Consider the following 16,069-nt stretch of genomic DNA (forward strand, 5'->3'; position numbering starts at 1 on the left):
TATGACGACAGACACCGCGGCGCCGCCGACGGAACCATCCGTGATCACCTCGACCGCCGATGGCGTGGGACGGATCGAACTGAACAAGCCGAAGCTGATCAATGCGCTGGGCCTGGACATGGTGGGCGCCATCGACGACGCCCTCGGCTCCTGGCGCGAGGACGACTCGATCAGGGCCGTGCTCGTCACCGGCCGCGGAGAGCGCGGGCTGTGCGCCGGCGGCGACATCAAAGCCGTCTACAACGACATCGTGGCGGGCACGAATGAGAACGCGCGGTTCTGGAACCGCGAATACAAGATGAACCACACCATCTCCGAATACCCCAAGCCCTACGTCGTCATCATGAACGGCATCACGATGGGCGGCGGCGTGGGCATCTCCGGACACGGCTCACATCGCATCGTCACCGACTCGACGAAGGTCGGCATGCCCGAGACCGGCATCGGCCTGTTCCCCGACGTCGGCGGCACCTACCTGCTGGCCAACGCCCCCGGCGAGTTCGGCACCCATCTTGCACTGACCGGACAGCCCGTCGGCCCCGGAGCGGCCCTGGCCCTGGGCCTCGCCGACTACTACGTGCCCGACACCGAGGTGGCCGAGCTCATCGCAGAGCTGAGCGCCGGCGGCGATGTCGAAACCGTCATCGACCGATATGCGGAGCAGGCACCGGCGAACGAACTCGCCGAGGCATCTGCCTGGATCGACGAATGCTACCGCCACGATTCGGCCGAAGACATCGTCGCGGCCCTGGCCGCGCACGAGAGTCCCGAGGCGCGCGCCGCCGCCGAGCTCATCGGCACCAAGGCACCCACCTCGGTGAAGGTGACCTTGGCCGCCATCCGCAAGGCCGCGGGCATGACCCTGGCCGAAGTCCTCGAACAGGACTACCGGGTGGCCGTGGCGCTGACCCTGCGCCCGGACCTCAAGGAGGGCATTCGCGCTCAGGTCATCGACAAGGACCGCAATCCGCAGTGGACTCCGGCTACCCTGGCCGAAGTCAGCGACGAAACCGTCCAGGACATCCTCACCATCGACCGCGAAGACAAGGTTTTCTCATGAGCGAATTCGACACCATCCTCACCGACGTCGAGCAGGGCGTCGCAACCATCACGATCAACCGTCCGGACGCACTCAACGCCCTGAACATGCAGGTGCTCACGGACATCACCGATGCCGCCGCCGCCTTCGACGCCGACGACGAGATCAAGGCGATCATCATCACCGGAACCGGGAAGGCGTTCGCTGCGGGCGCCGACATCAAGGAGATGTCCTCCCTCGACTTCTCCACCGCCTTCAAGGCCGACTGGTTCGCCGGGTGGACGCGCCTGACCGACGTCCGCAAGCCGGTCATCACGGCGGTCAACGGCTTCGCCCTCGGCGGCGGCTGTGAGCTGGCGATGATGGGCGATATCCTCATCGCCTCGACGAAGGCGAAGTTCGGTCAGCCCGAGATCAACCTCGGCGTCCTGCCGGGGATGGGCGGATCTCAGCGGCTGACCCGGGCGATCGGCAAGGCCAAGTCGATGGACCTGTGTCTGACCGGGCGGATGATGGACGCCGAGGAGGCCGAACGTTCGGGTCTCGTCGCTCGCGTCGTCGAACCGGACGAGCTTCTGGCGACGGCCAAGGAGATTGCGCAGACCATCGCCGCGAAGTCGAGGATCGCCTCGGCGATGGTCAAGGAAGCCGTGAATACGGCCTTCGAGACGACCCTCGAGCAGGGACTGCGCTACGAACGCCGCCTCTTCCACTCCTCCCTCGCCACTGCCGACCAGTCCGAGGGCATGGCCGCATTCGTCGAGAAGCGGGATCCGAACTTCACGGATTCCTGATCGGCTCCCCGTGCGGGAGGGAGCGGCTGCCTCCCGCCGACACGGGCAGAGAGCCGGAGCGAGCCGGAACCAGCCGGAACCAGCCGATGGCGCGAACGAGACCACACTCGTTCGCGCCATCGGCGTTTTCGCCCGCGACCCGACATTTAACAATCGTTCAGTTAGAGTGGAATCGTTCATCACCCAAAGGAGACACAATGAATTCTTTCGCGAACCTGCTCCCTCAGCTGCGACTGCCCGTCCTCGGCTCCCCGATGTTCATCGCTTCGGGTCCTGAGCTGGTCAAGGCCCAGTGTCAGGCAGGCGTCATCGGCTCGTTCCCCACGCTCAATGCTCGTCCTGCATCCATGCTCGGCGACTGGCTCGATGAGATCAGCGAATCCAACGCCGCTCACACGGCGGCCCATCCCGACCGACCGGCAGCGCCCTTCGCCGCCAACCTCATCGTCCACCGGTCGAACAACCGCCTCGAGGAGGACCTCACCGAGGTGGTCCGCCACCAGGTGCCCATCGTCATCACCTCGCTGGGAGCACGCGAAGAGGTCAACCAGGCGGTGCACTCCTACGGCGGCATCGTCCTTCACGACGTCATCAACAACCGCTTCGCCCACAAGGCGGTCGAGAAGGGCGCCGACGGCGTCATCGCCGTGGCGGCAGGCGCCGGCGGGCATGCGGGCGCGCTCTCCCCCTTCGCGCTCGTCCAGGAGATCCGGTCCTGGTTCGACGGTCCGCTGCTCCTCTCGGGCGCCATCGCGCACGGCCGCTCGATCCTCGCCTCCATCGCCGCCGGTGCCGACTGCGCCTACGTCGGCTCCGCGTTCCTCTCCACTGCCGAAGCGAACATCACCGAGGACTACAGGCAGATGATCGTCGACTCCGGTGCCGAGGACGTCGTCTACTCGAACTACTTCACCGGCGTCAAGGGCAACTATCTGCGCGGATCTATCACCGCCTCGGGGCTGGATCCGGACAACCTGCCCGATGCCGATCCGACGAAGATGGACTTCAGCACCCGCGACAAGTCCGATTCCAAGGCGTGGAAGGACATCTGGGGTTCGGGTCAGGGCATCGGCGTGCTCGATGCGCAGCGGACGACCGCCGAACTCGTCGAGCGCCTCGTCGAGGAATTCCAGGCCGCCCAGCGCGATCTCGCCGCCCGAGTGGGCACCGCCGCCCACATCGGCTGAGTTCAGATCAGGATGACCTGGGCTCAGGTCAGCAAGACCCGGGCTCAGATCAGCAAGAGCCGGACTCAGATCAGGGCGATCTGGGCTCAGATCGTGGAGATGATGCCCCGTTCGGTCAGCCGGGAGGACAGGCCGGCGCCGTCCGGGGCATAAATCCACGGCACTCCCTGCCCACGGCCGTGGCGCTTCGACCGACCACCGGCCCAGACGGCCTCGCCGACGGTCAGCTGCCGAATCGCGACGGCGGCGACGTTGTCCGGATGGTTCTCGACGAACTCGCCGTAGACCTCCTCGTCCTTCTGCCCGTCATCGCCGATGAGCAGCCACTTCATCCACGGGAACTCCCGCGACAGCCGCTCGAGGGTGTTGCGCTTGTGCTCCTTGCCGGACCGGAAGACCCGTGTGGTCGTCGGTCCCCAGTCGGTGAGCAGCAGGGGCCCCATCGGATAGAGATTGCGGGAGAGGAAGCGCTTGATGGTTAGCGCGGAGTTCCACGCACCCGTCGACAGGTAGATCATCGGCGTGTCCGGCCGCAGGTAGGTGATGCGATCGTAGAGGACCGCCATCCCGGCCACCGGCGAACGCGCATGCTCGCTGAGCACGAAGGTGTTCCAGGCGGCGAGGAACGGCCTGGGCAGCGAGGTCACCATGACCGTGTCATCGATGTCGGAGATGATGCCGAAGGTCGAGTCCTCGCCGATGATGCGCACCGCCGCGGAATCGACCAGGGACCCGTCGGTCCAGAGTTCGATCTCCGTCTCCCCCGGCTGGAAGTCACCGGGAATGACCGTGTCGATGATGCCGCCGCGGTCCGAGGTGACCATGTGCTCTTCATCATTGACCCGCACCCAGGCGGTGTCATTGGGCAGCGGAACGCTGACGAAGGACTTCCAGCCGCGGATGCTCGCATGGATGTCCGCTGCGGGCTGGCCGCTGGGGGTGAGCACCAGACGTCCGAGCACCCGCACCCAGCCGGTGCCGCCGTAGGTGTCGTAGGCGATGACCGTGCGCTGATAGCTGTGATCGGTCGCCCGGTTCTGGATCCAGCCGTTGAACCGGTCCTCCACCCTGGCCGCGGTGTGCAGCATGTCCGGGGTGAGATTGAGCGGTCCCTCATCGGGTTTCTTCTTCGCCACGGTTCGTCCTCCACACTCGTCTGACGCCATACGGACTGTATCAGGGCTGATGCCCGACCGGCGGTCGAGCGTGATTCGGCTGGGGAATCAGATGAAGCCGACCTTGTCATAGACATCGCGCAGGGTCGCCTCGGCGATCTCCGAGGCCTTCGCCGCCCCCGCATCGAGGATGGACTGCAGCTGGGCGCGATCCTCCAGCAGCTCCGCGGTGCGTTCGCGCACCGGGGTCAGGGCTTCGACGGCCACCTCGGCGAGGTCGACCTTGAGGTGACCGTACATCTTGCCCTCGTACTCGGCCACGATGTCCTCGATGGGACGGCCGGTCAGGGAGGAGTAGATCGTGAGCAGGTTCGAGACCCCGGGCTTGGCCTCGGGGTCGAAGGCGATCTGGGTGCCGTCATCGGTCACCGCGGACTTGATCTTCTTCGTCAGCGCCTTCGGCTCGTCGAGGAGGTCGATACGGCCCTGCGGGCTGGGCTGCGACTTCGACATCTTCGCCCCAGGATTCTGCAGGTCGTAGATCTTCGCCGTGGCCTTGAGGATCTGCGCCTCGGGGACGACGAAAGTCTGCCCGAAGCGGTAGTTGAAGCGCTCGGCGAGGTTGCGGGTGAGTTCGAGGTGCTGACGCTGGTCCTCGCCGACGGGCACGAGCTGCGGGTTGTAGAGGAGGATGTCGGCGGCCATCAGCGCCGGATAGGTGAGCAGGCCGAGCGAGACGTGCTCCTGTTTGGCCGACTTGTCCTTGAACTGCGTCATCCGGCTCGCCTCACCCATCGAGGTGGTGCACTCGAGGACCCAGGACAGCTGCGGGTGCGCGGGCACCTGCGACTGGACGAAGATCGTCGACTTCTCGGGGTCGAGGCCGGCGGCGATGAACTGGGCCGCGGTGCGCAGGGTGCGCTCGCGCAGGTCCTGCGGATCCTGTTCGACGGTGATCGCATGCATGTTCGCGATGAAGAAGAACGCGTCGTGTGATTCCTGATGTGCCACGAACTGCTGCAGGGCTCCGATGTAGTTGCCCAGATGGAGGGAGTCGGAGGTGGCCTGAATGCCTGAAACTGTGCGCGGCTGAGAGGAGATCGTCATGACTCTATGATGCCACCTCGGTGCGGATCGCCCGGCCCCCGCCCCATCGCAGGCATCGCGGCTCAGCTAACGATTGGGACAAGGTGAGATGCGGGGGTGACCGGCATCATGTTCCCACCGCCGGCAAACGGTATAGTGACGATGCAGATCACATGATTCACCGAGGTTCCTCACACGTTTCGGTCAAGTGACGTGGGCAGACGGTCTCCCGTGAACATGGAACAACCCGACGATGCACTGGCATCGCGCTCAACGAGGAGGAAATCTTGTCGGTTGAATACGTCAAGACCGAAGAGGGGATGCCGCCGGTCGCCGTGGTCGAACGACCCCGCTGGACACCGGCGAAGATCGTCCTGTGGGTGGTCATCGCGCTGATCGCGGCCGCCGGCTGGACGATGGTCGCGTTCGTCCGCGGTGAGGAGATGTCGGCGAGCTGGTTCGTCGCCGCCGCCGTCGGCAGCTATCTCATCGGCTTCCGCTTCTACGCCAAATTCATCGAATGGAAGATCTGCCGGCCCGACCCGAAGCGGGCCACGCCGGCGGAGCTCAACGACAACGGCCGCGACTTCGCCCCGACCGACCGCAGGGTGCTCTTCGGCCACCACTTCGCCGCCATCTCCGGTGCCGGTCCGCTCGTCGGACCGATCCTCGCCGCCCAGATGGGCTACCTGCCGGGTACCCTGTGGATCATCCTCGGCGTGATCGTCGCCGGCGGAGTGCAGGACTACATGGTCCTGTTCTTCTCGATGCGGCGCAACGGCCGCTCCCTCGGACAGATGACCCGCGACGAGCTGGGCCGCACCGGCGGCATCATCGCCTCGCTCGGCATCATCCTCATCATGGTCATCCTCATCGCAGTCCTCGGCGTCGTCATCATCAACGCCTTGGCCGAGAGCCCCTGGGGTGTCTTCTCGATCGCGATGACCATTCCGATCGCCGTCTTCATGGGCATCTACATGCGCTACCTGCGCCCGGGCAAGGTCATTGAGACCTCGGTCATCGGCATCGTGCTCCTGGTCCTGGCGATCATCGCCGGCGGCTGGGTCCACAACTCCCCCGTCTGGTCGGAGTTCTTCCACCTCGACAAGGTCACCTTGGCCTGGTGCCTGATGATCTACGGCTTCCTCGCCGCCGTGCTTCCTGTCTGGGTGCTGCTGGCCCCGCGCGACTACCTCTCGACCTTCATGAAGATCGGCACCATCGTCCTGCTGGCCGTCGGCATCCTCATCGTCAACCCGAGCGTGCAGATGCCGGCCGTGACCGAATTCGCGTTCAACTCCGCCGGCCCGGCCTTCGCTGGAGCTCTGTTCCCATTCCTCTTCATCACCATCGCCTGCGGGGCGCTGTCGGGATTCCACGCCCTCATCTCCTCGGGGACCACCCCGAAGCTGATCGAGAAGGAATCCCAGGCGCGCCTCATCGGCTACGGCGGCATGCTCATGGAGTCCTTCGTCGCGATCATGGCCCTCGTGGCCGCGATCTGCCTCGACAAGGGACTGTACTTCGCAATGAATGCCGCGGAGCCGCTGACCGGCGGGACCGTGCAGGGCGCCTCGGACTTCATCAACAACACACTGGGCATGTCCGGTGTCGAGACGAGCCCGGAGATCCTCGATCAGGCCGCCCGCGACGTCGGTGAGGAGAGCATCGTCTCCCGCACCGGCGGTGCCCCGACCCTGGCCATGGGCATGGCCCACATCCTCCACAATGTGTTCGGCGGACCCGCGTGGATGTCCTTCTGGTACCACTTCGCGGTGATGTTCGAAGCCCTGTTCATCCTCACCACCATCGATGCCGGCACCCGCGTGGCCCGGTTCATGCTCAGCGATGCCCTCGGCAACTTCTCGAAGAGGTTCCGCGATCCCTCGTGGACTCCCGGTGCCTGGCTGACGACGGCGATCATGGTCGCTGCGTGGGGCTCGATCCTGCTGATGGGTGTGACCGACCCGCTCGGGGGCATCAATACGCTGTTCCCGCTGTTCGGCATCTCCAATCAGCTGCTCGCAGCGATCGCCTTGGCGGTGATCTTCGCGATCGTGTGCAAGATGGGCCTGGCCAAGTGGGCCTGGATCCCGGGCATCCCACTGGTCTGGGACCTTGTGGTGACGATGACGGCCTCCTGGCAGAAGATCTTCTCCTCGGATCCGCTGCTCGGCTACTGGGCTCAGCACTTCGCCTACAAGGACGCGCTGGCCGCCGGCGAGACTTCCCTGGGCAACACCGAGGGTGTCGAGGCGATGAGCGCGGTCGTGCGCAACACCTTCGTCCAGGGCACCCTGTCGATCGTCTTCGCGCTGCTCGTGGCCATGGTCGTCGTGATGGCGGTGTGGAAGTCGATCGAAGCCATCCGGAAGGGCTCCCTGCCGACCACCGAGGAGCCGTTCACCGAGACGAAGATCTTCGCCCCCGCCGGCCTCATCGCCCGCAAGCCCGAGCGTGAGGTCCAGGCGCAGTGGGACGAGCATCGGTCAGCGGGACGCTCATGAGTGCGGCACATCCGCTCGAGGAGGCCCTGCGCAACCCGTGGACGACACTGCGCCGAGGCGGGGCCTGGCTGCACTGGTATCTCAAGGAGATCATGGGCGAGAACGCCTACCTCCACTACATCGAATCCTATGAGCGCCGCCACGGCACTCGCGAGGGGGCGATGGGTGAGCGGGAGTTCTGGCGCGATCACACCGACGAACAGGATCGCAACCCCAAGGCCCGATGCTGCTGAAGCACCGAGCCAGGGTGTTCGCCCCTGACACAGCGGCCCGCGGCGAATCTCGCCGCGGGCCGCTTCGTCTCTGTGTTTCGTCTCTCTGCTGCGTCGCTCCGCCGCGTCCCTCTGCCTCGTCGTTCTGCCGAGGCGGAGGCTTCACCTGGGTCGAGCGCTCACTTCGCCTGGGGCAGGTCGTAGTCGATGACCAGCGGAGCGTGATCGGACCACCGTTCGCCCCAGCTGTCGGCCTTGTCGACGGTGGCCTTGACCGCCGCCCCGGCCAGCGCCGGGGTCGCCATGTGATAGTCGATCCGCCATCCCGCATTGTTGTCGAAGGCTTGGCCGCGCATGGACCACCAGGTGTAGGGCCCGTCGACGTCTCCGCTCAGGCTGCGATGGACATCGACGAAGCCGAGGTCGCCGAAGAACCCGTCGAAGTAAGCGCGCTCCTCGGGCAGGAAGCCGGCCTTCTTCCGGTTGGCCTTCCAGTTCTTGAGGTCCCGTTCGGTGTGGCAGACATTGAGATCGCCGGTGATGAGAACGTGGTCGGCGTGCTGCGCGAGCTCCGGCATCCGCAAGGTCATCCGGTCGAGGAACCGGTACTTGTCCTCCTGCTTGGGGGTGTCGACCTCACCCGAATGGACGTAGGCGGACACGAGCGTGAGCAGCGATCCGTCGCCGAGGCGGTAGTCGGTCTCGAGCCAGCGTCCGGCCCGGTCGAAATAGCCGTCCGAGCCCAGCCCCTCACGGACCTCGACCGGGGCGGTGCGGGCCATCACAGCGACTCCGGCCCGGCCCTTCGCCTCGGCGTCGTGGCTGACCGTGGCGTACCCGGTGTCCTCGAGAACCGAGTGTGCGATGTCGTTGGCGGCGCGGACCTCCTGGAGGGTGATGAAGTCGGGTTGCGAAGCATCGACCCAGGTGGGCATCCCCTTTCTCCACGCGGCGCGAACTCCGTTGACGTTGACTGATGCGATCCGAATCATGTGTCCTATCATGGCATGAGCGCACTACTCTTACGGGACAGGGCGTTATAGAGTGATGGAAAGAAGAGATGATTCAGGAGGCGCAATGGCTGATGACGAGACATTCGATCCCGAGCAGCTGAGCATCAGCCCGCTCGACGAAGTCGACGCCCGCGAGATGCGGGAATTCCTGCTGGGTGCGCAGAAGAACTTCTGGGGAGATCGCGACCTCAGCGGCGACCACGACGCCTACTGGTTCCGCCAGTTCGTCACCTCGGGACTGGTCGCGCGCTATCGGTCGGAGATCGTGGGTTACCTGCTCGGAGTGATTCCCCACGACGGGCCCGCCTACATCCACTTGGTGGCCGCGCGGACGGACTTCCGCCACCGGGGCATCGGACGGCACCTCTACCAGCACTTCATCGATCACGCCCGCAATCTGGGTGTGGCTTCGGTGCAGGCGACGACGCTGCCGGACTCCTCCGGAGCGATCTCCTTCCACTCCTCGCTCGGGTTCAGCGGTGAACTCATCGAGGGCTATGCAGGGGAGAACAATCCGCGGGTCTTCTTCGAGCTCAAACTGGCCGAGGAGTAGCCTCCACAGAGCGCGAAACGACGGCGGCTCGGTCACCACTCTTGGTGACCGAGCCGCCGTCGTTTCGCGCAGTGCCGAATGCGGGAGCGCGGGCGGAGTCCTCAGGACCCGCTGGCTGTCCTCTCCGCCGTATCGACGACGTTCTTGAGCAGCAGCGCCCTGGTCATCGGGCCCACTCCCCCGGGGTTCGGTGAGACCCAGGCCGCCACCTCGGCGACTCCGGGATCGACGTCGCCGACGATTCTCGACTTGCCGGTCTCGGGGTCGGTCTCGCGTGAGACGCCGACGTCGAGGACGATCGCACCTGGCTTGACCGCCTCGGCGGAGACGATCCGGGCGGACCCTGCGGCGGCGACGATGATATCCGCCTGAGCCAGCAGCTCATCGAGGTTCCGAGTCCCGGTGTGGGTCAGCGTCACCGTCGCGTTGTACTCGCGGCGGGTCAGCAGGGCTCCGATCGAACGGCCGACGGTGACGCCGCGGCCGATGACCACGACGTGCTTGCCGGCGAGTTCGATGCCGTTGCGGATCATCAGCTCGATGACCCCTCGCGGGGTGCACGGCAGCGGGGTCGTGATCTCGGCGCTGACGTTGAGCATGAGTCGGCCGAGGTTCGTCGGGTGCAGCCCGTCGGCGTCCTTGGCCGGGTCGATGGCTTCGAGGATCGTATCGGTGACGATGTGATCGGGCAGGGGCAGCTGCACGATGTAACCGGTGCACTCGTCATCGTTGTTCAGTTCGTCGATGACGGCCAGGAGCTCCTCCTGGGTGACGGTCTCGGGCAGGTCGCGGCGGATCGAGTGGATGCCCACCTCGGCGCAGTCGCGGTGCTTGCCGGCGACGTACCACTTCGAACCGGGGTCCTCCCCCACCAGCACCGTGCCGAGTCCGGGCACGACGCCGTTTTCGGCGAGCTTGGCCACCGCGGTGGTCAGCTCGTCCTTGATCTCCTTCGCGCAGGCCTTGCCGTCGAGGATCTGAGCACTCATCAGTACTGCTCCAATCCTTCGTAGAGGGGGAATCCGTCGCTGAGCTTCTTCACACGCGCGCTCAGCGAGTCGACGTCGGCACCGGGCTTGAGCGCCTCGGCGATGACATCGGCGACCTCGGTGAACTCGGCCGCTCCGAAGCCGCGGGTGGCCAGGGCCGGGGTGCCGATCCGCAGACCGGAGGTGACCATCGGCGGCCGCGGGTCGAAGGGAACGGCGTTGCGGTTGACGGTGATTCCGACCTGGTGGAGCAGATCCTCGGCCTGCTGTCCGTCGAGAGCGGAGTTCCGCAGGTCGACGAGCACGAGGTGGACATCCGTGCCGCCGGTGAGCACGCTGGCTCCGGCCTGGGCCACGTCGTCGGCGAGCAGTCGCTCGGCGAGGATCTTGGCACCCTCGACGGTGCGCTCCTGCCGGGCCTTGAACTCCGCAGACGCCGCAAGCTTGAATGCCACGGCCTTGGCGGCGACCACGTGCATGAGCGGGCCGCCCTGCTGACCGGGGAAGACAGCGGAATTGAGTTTCTTCGCGTACTCCTCTTTGGCGAGGATGAAACCGGAGCGGGGACCGCCGATGGTCTTGTGCACGGTCGAGGACACGACATCGGCGATCGGCACGGGGCTCGGGTGCAGATCTGCGGCGACGAGTCCGGCGAAGTGGGCCATGTCGACCCACAGCTTCGCACCGACCTCATCGGCGATCGACCGGAAGGCCTCGAAGTCGAGCTGCCGAGGGTAGGCGGACCAGCCGGCCACGATGACCTCGGGACGATGTTCGAGGGCGCGCTCACGCACCTTGTCCATGTCGATGCGGTGGGTGTCGGGATCGACCTCGTAGGAGGCGACATCGTAGAGGCGTCCGGAGAAGTTGATCTTCATGCCGTGGGTGAGGTGACCGCCGTGGGCCAGCGAGAGGCCGAGCATCTTGTCGCCCTGGCGGGCGAGCGCATGCATCACCGCGGCGTTCGCCGAGGCGCCGGAATGCGGCTGCACATTCGCGTAGTCGGCGCCGAAGAGGTCCTTGGCGCGCTCGATGGCGAGGTTCTCGGCGACATCGACGTATTCGCAGCCGCCGTAGTAGCGCTTGCCGGGGTAGCCCTCGGCGTACTTGTTCGTCAGCACCGAGCCCTGTGCCTGCAGCACTGCCCGAGGGACGAAGTTCTCCGAGGCGATCATCTCCAGCGTCGAACGCTGGCGACCCAGTTCGAGATCGAGCACTTCGGCGATCTGCGGATCGATGTCTGCAAGCGAAGCCTGCATCGAGTTTTCGGTCATTCATTCACTCCTGTGGCATCCAAAGTGGCGAGTGGGACAGCTCTCTCGGCTGCCGCGAACACCCGCTGACCATGCTAACAGCGAACCGGAGGCCGCTCCGGGAGTGTCCGCGGATAGAATCGAGCGCATGAGTCGCGAATGGATACTGTCCGTCACCTGCCCCGATGCGACCGGAGTCGTCCACGCCGTGACCGGTGCGCTGGCCAGGCTCGGAGCCAATATCACCGAGTCCCAGCAGTTCTCCTCTCCCGATTCCCGGCAATTCTTCCTCCGCCTGCAGTTCACCGCCGAGGACCCGGTCGGCACCGCCGAGGATCCGATCGGCACCGCGGCCGGCCCCCTCGAGTCCGCTCTCGCCGAGGCGGCTGTGCGATTCGACATGACCGTGAGTCTGCAGCCGGTGGAGAAGAGAACGCGGACGCTCATCCTCGTGTCCAAGGCCGCCCACTGCCTCAACACCCTGCTGTTCCAGCACAGTTCGGGCCAGCTGCCCATCGACATCGTCGGCATCGCCGGCAATCATGAGACCCTGCGTCCGCTGGCGGAGTTCCATGACCACGAGTTCCAACACATCCCGATCACCGCCGAGACGAAGGACAGCGCCGAAGCCGAGCTGAGCCGCCTCGTCGAGGACCTCGATGTCGAACTCATCGTGCTCGCCCGGTATATGCAGATCCTCTCCCCCGAGCTGTGCGCCCGGCTGGAGGGCAGGGTGATCAACATCCACCACTCGTTCCTGCCCAGCTTCAAGGGCGCCCGCCCCTATCATCAGGCGCATGCCCGCGGAGTGAAGATCATCGGCGCGACCGCCCACTACGTCACCCCCGACCTCGACGAGGGACCGATCATCGAGCAGGATGTGGCTCGGGTCGACCACAACCGCAATATCGCGGACTTCGTCCAACGCGGGCAGGATGTCGAGGCCGCGGTGCTCGCCCGGGCGGTGCGCTGGCATGCCGAAGGCCGCGTGCTCATGGACGGCCACCGCACGGTCGTCTTCAACTGATCCGAGCGCCTCGGCGGATCGTGGTGCGATTCTGACACAACTTCTCCGCTGCCCACCACAGATGAAATGACCTGGGTTACTGTCGTGCTATGAGCACTGACCAGCCACCCGAATCATCCGCTCTCCGTCGCCTGCCGATCCCCCGCGGGCCTGTGAATCTGGCCAGGCAGGCCGTGCTCCGGCTGGCCAACCTCGGGCTCACCACCGCCTACGGCGCCTACCGGCTGCATCCGGCGATCTGGCGGTTCACGGCCAAGCACTACCACCCCGGTCTCGAGCCCTTCGCGAAGCTCAACGCCTGGATGATCTGTCAGCAGGCCTCACTCGATGTCCCGGCCTATCAGGACTACCTGGCCCGCACCGGGTTCACCTTCCGGTGGTGGGACCTCGAGTCCTACACCCCGACCTCGAAGGACGAATTCGTCCGCCGCTACAGCGAGGAGCACCGCTGCTGGGGCGGTCGGATCGACCGGGTCGGCACGGTCGTCGACGAATCCTCCGGATCCTCGGGGACCCCCTTCAACTGGATGCGCTCGAAGCGTGAGCTGGGTACCGTCCACAAGAACGTCGCGGGCTATGTCACGATGCTCTTCGACCAGCAGGACCTGTTCGCCATCAACGCCTTCTCGATGGGCGCTTGGGCGACCGGAACCAACACCGGCTTGGCGATGGCGAAGGTCGCCATGGTCAAGAACACGGGACCCGACCTCGAGAAGATCCTCGACACGATGCGGCACTTCGGACCCGGTCACACCTATCTCATCAGCGCCTATCCCCCTTTCCTCAAACACCTCGTCGACCGGATGGACTCCGAGCCCGGTGTCTGGGACGACTACCGCCTCAACGGCTTCGTCGGCGGCGAGGCGATGACCGAAGGCCTGCGTGACTACGTGGAGCAGCGGTTCGATCGCGTCTACTCCGGTTACGGAGCGAGCGATCTGACGATCGGGATGGCCGGCGAATCGGATCTCTCCGTGGTGATCCGGCGAGCTCTGGCCACAGACCTCGACTTCCGCGCCGAGGTGCTCGGGCCCGAGGAATCGCGGGTCCCGATGGTCTTCCAGTACAACCCCCTGGAGACCTTCCTCGAGACCACCGACGAGGGCGAGCTGGTGGCCACGATCAACTCGGCGTCGGTGATGAGTCCCAGGCTGCGCTACAACATCGGCGACGAAGCCATGCTCATCGACTTCCCCCGCATGGTCGAGCTCACCCGCGCCCATCCCGAACTGGCCCGAGCCTGCTCACAGGCATTCGCCGGCAATGGGATGAAGCTGCCGTTCGTGCTCCTGTTCGGTCGCGCGGACTCCACGATCTCCTATATGGGGGCGAATATCTACCCGCTCGACATCGAGAACGGCCTCTACCGCGACAACCCGCAGGCCCACCTCATCGAATCCTTCCGGATCGAGCTGCTGGAAGGCGAGGCCCACGAACAGCGACCGGCCGTGCACATCCAGATGCGCGAGGAGACCCCGGAGCTCAGCGACGCCGATCGCTCCGAACTCGCCGGCACCATCCGACGCGGAGTGCTCGACCACCTCGCCTCGGTCTCCCGCGACTTCGCGCAGAGCATGGAGGAGGATCCGAGCACCGCAGAGATCCACATCGAGATCCACGACCACGCCACCGGCCCATTCGCCGAGGCCACAACGAAGATCAAGAACGTGTACGTGCAGAAGAGTCGAATCAAGGAGTCCAGCCATGAGATCGAATGACTTCTCCCAGGCCCCACCGCAGGCCCGCGCCGAGGCGGTGTTCCTCGGTGCCAACAGGTACCGCAATCCCGTGGTCATGCTGGGTCAGCTGCGTCGGTGGCCCCGGTTGGCGAAGGCGCTGCGACGCTCCCCCGGATATCTGTGGCACCGCAGCTACTACGAGTTCCCGGACCGGATCGGTCTGTTCGTGGCGTTCGCGACCCGCGATGACCTGATGCGGTTCGCACGCACCCCCGAACACGTCGAGATCATGGAATGGCTGGTAGGGAAGGGGAACTCATCCCCGGCGCGAGGCGGCTTCATCCGCATCCTCAGCGCCGAGGAATGGGGCTACACCAACGGCGAGTTCCGTGCCGAGGACGGCCGACTGGGCATGATCGACGAGTTCACGAGGCTCAGCTCGGAATGAAGGCCACACGCGTTCGCACCCGCCGGGAACTCGAGGCGTTCATCGAACTCTCGTCCTATCTGGCGGCGCAGCGGGACGAGAGCGAGCACTTCGTCCCGCTCTTCGCCTCCGACATCAGGAACTGGCACACCGGGCACGGCTGGTTCGCGGAGCCGGTCGAACTGTGGCTGATCGAAGACGATGCCGGACGGCCCGTCGCCCGCACCATCTGCCACCGCTGCCCACAGCTGGCCGCCCGCCTCACCGAGTCCGAACCCGCTGGCGACGGGAATGAGCAGGTGCTCTTCTTCGGCGCCCTCGAAGCGGCCGACCGCGCAGCCCTCGACAAACTCATCGTCTTCATCACCAAGCGCGCCCGGGACCTGCGAGTCCGACGCATCTTCGGGCCCGTCTCTCCCCTGCCCAATGCCACCGGCGGCCTGCTCGTCTCCGGTGAGGACAAGCCCGGCTTCTTCGACACCGTGTGGAACCCCGAGTTCTACGCTACGGCCTTCCGCGACGCCAGATTCGCGCCCTGGGGGCCCGCCCACACCTGGGAGGTCGAGGTCGGAGCGATCCCGGCTCCTCGCGCCACCGCGGTCGCCGCAGAAGAGTGGGCGGCGAAGGGACTGCGGCGGCGTCCCGTCTCCCGGTGGCACATGGGGGCCTTCGCTCGTCGGCTCCTCCCCACCCTCAACTCCGCGTTCTCCGCCTTGCCCTACTACACACAGATCTCTCCCGCCCAGCTCAAGGGGCAGATGCAGGGACTGTCCGCTCTCATGGACCCCGACCTCATCGTCGACGTCGCCGCCGCCGATGATAACGAGGAGGCCCCATCCCGCTGCTTCGCGCTCGTCATCCCCGATCCGCTGCCTGTCCTGCAAAGACACGGCGGGCATCTGGGACCGAAGGCGCTGCTCGACCTCCTCCGCGATCGGCGCCGCCTCCGCGACGCCGTGCTCATCATCCAGGGCACCGATCCCCGCTGGCAGGGCCGAGGCCTCCTGTCCCTCGTCATCCGCGACCTCAACGCCGCTCTCGTCGCCGGAGGCTACCGGCGCCTGCGGGTGACCTTCATCGCCGAGGACAATCCCGCCTCGGCGGCGGTGTTCGAACGCTCCGGGGGCAGAGCACTGCACGAGCTCAGCTTCGTCGACCTCCGCCTCGACGCCGGAGAGCAGGGCTGAC

At 65.8% G+C, this 16,069-nt stretch carries 15 protein-coding genes; 10 read left to right on the forward strand and 5 right to left on the reverse strand.

All coding sequences use genetic code 11. From position 1 onward, the window contains the following. The first annotated feature begins 1 nt into the window (after nt 1). The 3 genes from ACH82I_RS05075 to ACH82I_RS05085 all read left to right on the forward strand — a co-directional run bounded on the left by ACH82I_RS05075 (nt 2) and on the right by ACH82I_RS05085 (nt 3,020). Nucleotides 2–1,060 (forward strand): enoyl-CoA hydratase/isomerase family protein, encoded by a 1,059-nt coding sequence (locus ACH82I_RS05075; protein ID WP_413335943.1) that lies wholly within the window; start codon nt 2–4, stop codon nt 1,058–1,060. Then, nucleotides 1,057–1,833 carry an enoyl-CoA hydratase gene (locus ACH82I_RS05080; RefSeq protein ID WP_230746593.1) on the forward strand — a complete coding sequence of 259 codons (777 nt, stop codon included), beginning with the start codon at nt 1,057–1,059 and terminating at the stop codon, nt 1,831–1,833. Before ACH82I_RS05075 ends, ACH82I_RS05080 begins: the two co-directional genes overlap by 4 nt. Before the next feature lie 197 nt (nt 1,834–2,030). Next, nucleotides 2,031–3,020, forward strand: a complete 990-nt coding sequence (locus tag ACH82I_RS05085; protein ID WP_413335945.1) for an NAD(P)H-dependent flavin oxidoreductase — start codon at nt 2,031–2,033, stop codon at nt 3,018–3,020. 86 nt (nt 3,021–3,106) lie between these two features. Here the strand turns inward: ACH82I_RS05085 and ACH82I_RS05090 are convergent, their stop codons facing one another. Further along, complete coding sequence (locus ACH82I_RS05090) at nt 3,107–4,156, reverse strand: App1 family protein (protein ID WP_230746598.1); 1,050 nt, start codon at nt 4,154–4,156, stop codon at nt 3,107–3,109. Nucleotides 4,157–4,243: 87 nt separating this feature from the next. After that, complete coding sequence (gene trpS / locus ACH82I_RS05095; protein WP_413335946.1) at nt 4,244–5,242, reverse strand: tryptophan--tRNA ligase; 999 nt, start codon at nt 5,240–5,242, stop codon at nt 4,244–4,246. 299 nt (nt 5,243–5,541) lie between these two features. Here trpS and ACH82I_RS05100 point away from each other — a divergent pair, with 299 nt between their 5' ends. Then, a complete protein-coding gene (locus ACH82I_RS05100) occupies nt 5,542–7,728 on the forward strand; it encodes a carbon starvation CstA family protein (RefSeq protein WP_230747229.1) in 2,187 nt (728 codons plus the stop codon). Further along, nucleotides 7,725–7,961: a CstA-like transporter-associated (seleno)protein gene (locus tag ACH82I_RS05105; RefSeq protein WP_413335947.1), complete on the forward strand. Its 237-nt coding sequence runs from the start codon at nt 7,725–7,727 to the stop codon at nt 7,959–7,961. Before ACH82I_RS05100 ends, ACH82I_RS05105 begins: the two co-directional genes overlap by 4 nt. A 158-nt stretch (nt 7,962–8,119) precedes the next feature. Here ACH82I_RS05105 and ACH82I_RS05110 read toward each other — a convergent pair whose 3' ends face one another. Then, nucleotides 8,120–8,875: an exodeoxyribonuclease III gene (locus tag ACH82I_RS05110; protein ID WP_413335948.1), complete on the reverse strand. Its 756-nt coding sequence runs from the start codon at nt 8,873–8,875 to the stop codon at nt 8,120–8,122. Nucleotides 8,876–9,017: 142 nt separating this feature from the next. Here ACH82I_RS05110 and ACH82I_RS05115 point away from each other — a divergent pair, with 142 nt between their 5' ends. Further along, entirely contained in the window at nt 9,018–9,506 is a 489-nt protein-coding gene (locus ACH82I_RS05115) for a GNAT family N-acetyltransferase (protein ID WP_230746606.1), read from the forward strand. Nucleotides 9,507–9,607: 101 nt separating this feature from the next. Here ACH82I_RS05115 and ACH82I_RS05120 read toward each other — a convergent pair whose 3' ends face one another. Both ACH82I_RS05120 and glyA read right to left on the reverse strand, forming a co-directional pair. Then, nucleotides 9,608–10,495 (reverse strand): bifunctional methylenetetrahydrofolate dehydrogenase/methenyltetrahydrofolate cyclohydrolase, encoded by an 888-nt coding sequence (locus tag ACH82I_RS05120; RefSeq protein WP_413335949.1) that lies wholly within the window; start codon nt 10,493–10,495, stop codon nt 9,608–9,610. Beyond that, nucleotides 10,495–11,769 (reverse strand): serine hydroxymethyltransferase, encoded by a 1,275-nt coding sequence (gene glyA, locus ACH82I_RS05125; RefSeq protein ID WP_413335950.1) that lies wholly within the window; start codon nt 11,767–11,769, stop codon nt 10,495–10,497. The genes ACH82I_RS05120 and glyA overlap by 1 nt, the downstream gene beginning before the upstream one ends. Before the next feature lie 127 nt (nt 11,770–11,896). On the opposite strand from glyA, the gene purU reads away from it, so the two are divergent. From purU to ACH82I_RS05145, 4 genes are all read left to right on the forward strand, one after another. Beyond that, a complete protein-coding gene (gene purU / locus ACH82I_RS05130) occupies nt 11,897–12,775 on the forward strand; it encodes a formyltetrahydrofolate deformylase (RefSeq protein WP_413335952.1) in 879 nt (292 codons plus the stop codon). Between the two features lie 89 nt (nt 12,776–12,864). Then, the gene (locus ACH82I_RS05135) at nt 12,865–14,493 is read left to right on the forward strand and encodes a phenylacetate--CoA ligase family protein (protein ID WP_413335954.1); all 1,629 of its coding nucleotides are present in this window, start codon (nt 12,865–12,867) and stop codon (nt 14,491–14,493) included. Continuing rightward, entirely contained in the window at nt 14,480–14,902 is a 423-nt protein-coding gene (locus ACH82I_RS05140; RefSeq protein ID WP_413335956.1) for a hypothetical protein, read from the forward strand. Before ACH82I_RS05135 ends, ACH82I_RS05140 begins: the two co-directional genes overlap by 14 nt. Further along, nucleotides 14,899–16,068, forward strand: coding sequence for a GNAT family N-acetyltransferase (locus tag ACH82I_RS05145; RefSeq protein WP_413335957.1), 1,170 nt, complete (start codon nt 14,899–14,901; stop codon nt 16,066–16,068). Before ACH82I_RS05140 ends, ACH82I_RS05145 begins: the two co-directional genes overlap by 4 nt. Nucleotide 16,069: the final 1 nt, after the last annotated feature.

It is taken from the genome of Brevibacterium sp. GP-SGM9 (assembly GCF_047300845.1).
In the GTDB taxonomy this organism is placed as follows: Bacteria; Actinomycetota; Actinomycetes; order Actinomycetales; family Brevibacteriaceae; genus Brevibacterium.

Excerpts from the sequence above, each read along its gene's own strand:
- ACH82I_RS05075 (WP_413335943.1), top strand. The coding sequence starts at position 2 with ATGACGACAGACACCGCGGCGCCGCCGACGGAACCATCCGTGATCACC.
- ACH82I_RS05080 (WP_230746593.1), top strand. The coding sequence starts at position 1,057 with ATGAGCGAATTCGACACCATCCTCACCGACGTCGAGCAGGGCGTCGCA.
- ACH82I_RS05085 (WP_413335945.1), top strand. The coding sequence starts at position 2,031 with ATGAATTCTTTCGCGAACCTGCTCCCTCAGCTGCGACTGCCCGTCCTC.
- trpS (WP_413335946.1), bottom strand. The coding sequence starts at position 5,242 with ATGACGATCTCCTCTCAGCCGCGCACAGTTTCAGGCATTCAGGCCACC.
- ACH82I_RS05100 (WP_230747229.1), top strand. The coding sequence starts at position 5,542 with ATGCCGCCGGTCGCCGTGGTCGAACGACCCCGCTGGACACCGGCGAAG.
- ACH82I_RS05105 (WP_413335947.1), top strand. The coding sequence starts at position 7,725 with ATGAGTGCGGCACATCCGCTCGAGGAGGCCCTGCGCAACCCGTGGACG.
- ACH82I_RS05110 (WP_413335948.1), bottom strand. The coding sequence starts at position 8,875 with ATGCCCACCTGGGTCGATGCTTCGCAACCCGACTTCATCACCCTCCAG.
- ACH82I_RS05115 (WP_230746606.1), top strand. The coding sequence starts at position 9,018 with ATGGCTGATGACGAGACATTCGATCCCGAGCAGCTGAGCATCAGCCCG.
- ACH82I_RS05120 (WP_413335949.1), bottom strand. The coding sequence starts at position 10,495 with ATGAGTGCTCAGATCCTCGACGGCAAGGCCTGCGCGAAGGAGATCAAG.
- glyA (WP_413335950.1), bottom strand. The coding sequence starts at position 11,769 with ATGACCGAAAACTCGATGCAGGCTTCGCTTGCAGACATCGATCCGCAG.
- purU (WP_413335952.1), top strand. The coding sequence starts at position 11,897 with ATGAGTCGCGAATGGATACTGTCCGTCACCTGCCCCGATGCGACCGGA.
- ACH82I_RS05135 (WP_413335954.1), top strand. The coding sequence starts at position 12,865 with ATGAGCACTGACCAGCCACCCGAATCATCCGCTCTCCGTCGCCTGCCG.
- ACH82I_RS05140 (WP_413335956.1), top strand. The coding sequence starts at position 14,480 with ATGAGATCGAATGACTTCTCCCAGGCCCCACCGCAGGCCCGCGCCGAG.
- ACH82I_RS05145 (WP_413335957.1), top strand. The coding sequence starts at position 14,899 with ATGAAGGCCACACGCGTTCGCACCCGCCGGGAACTCGAGGCGTTCATC.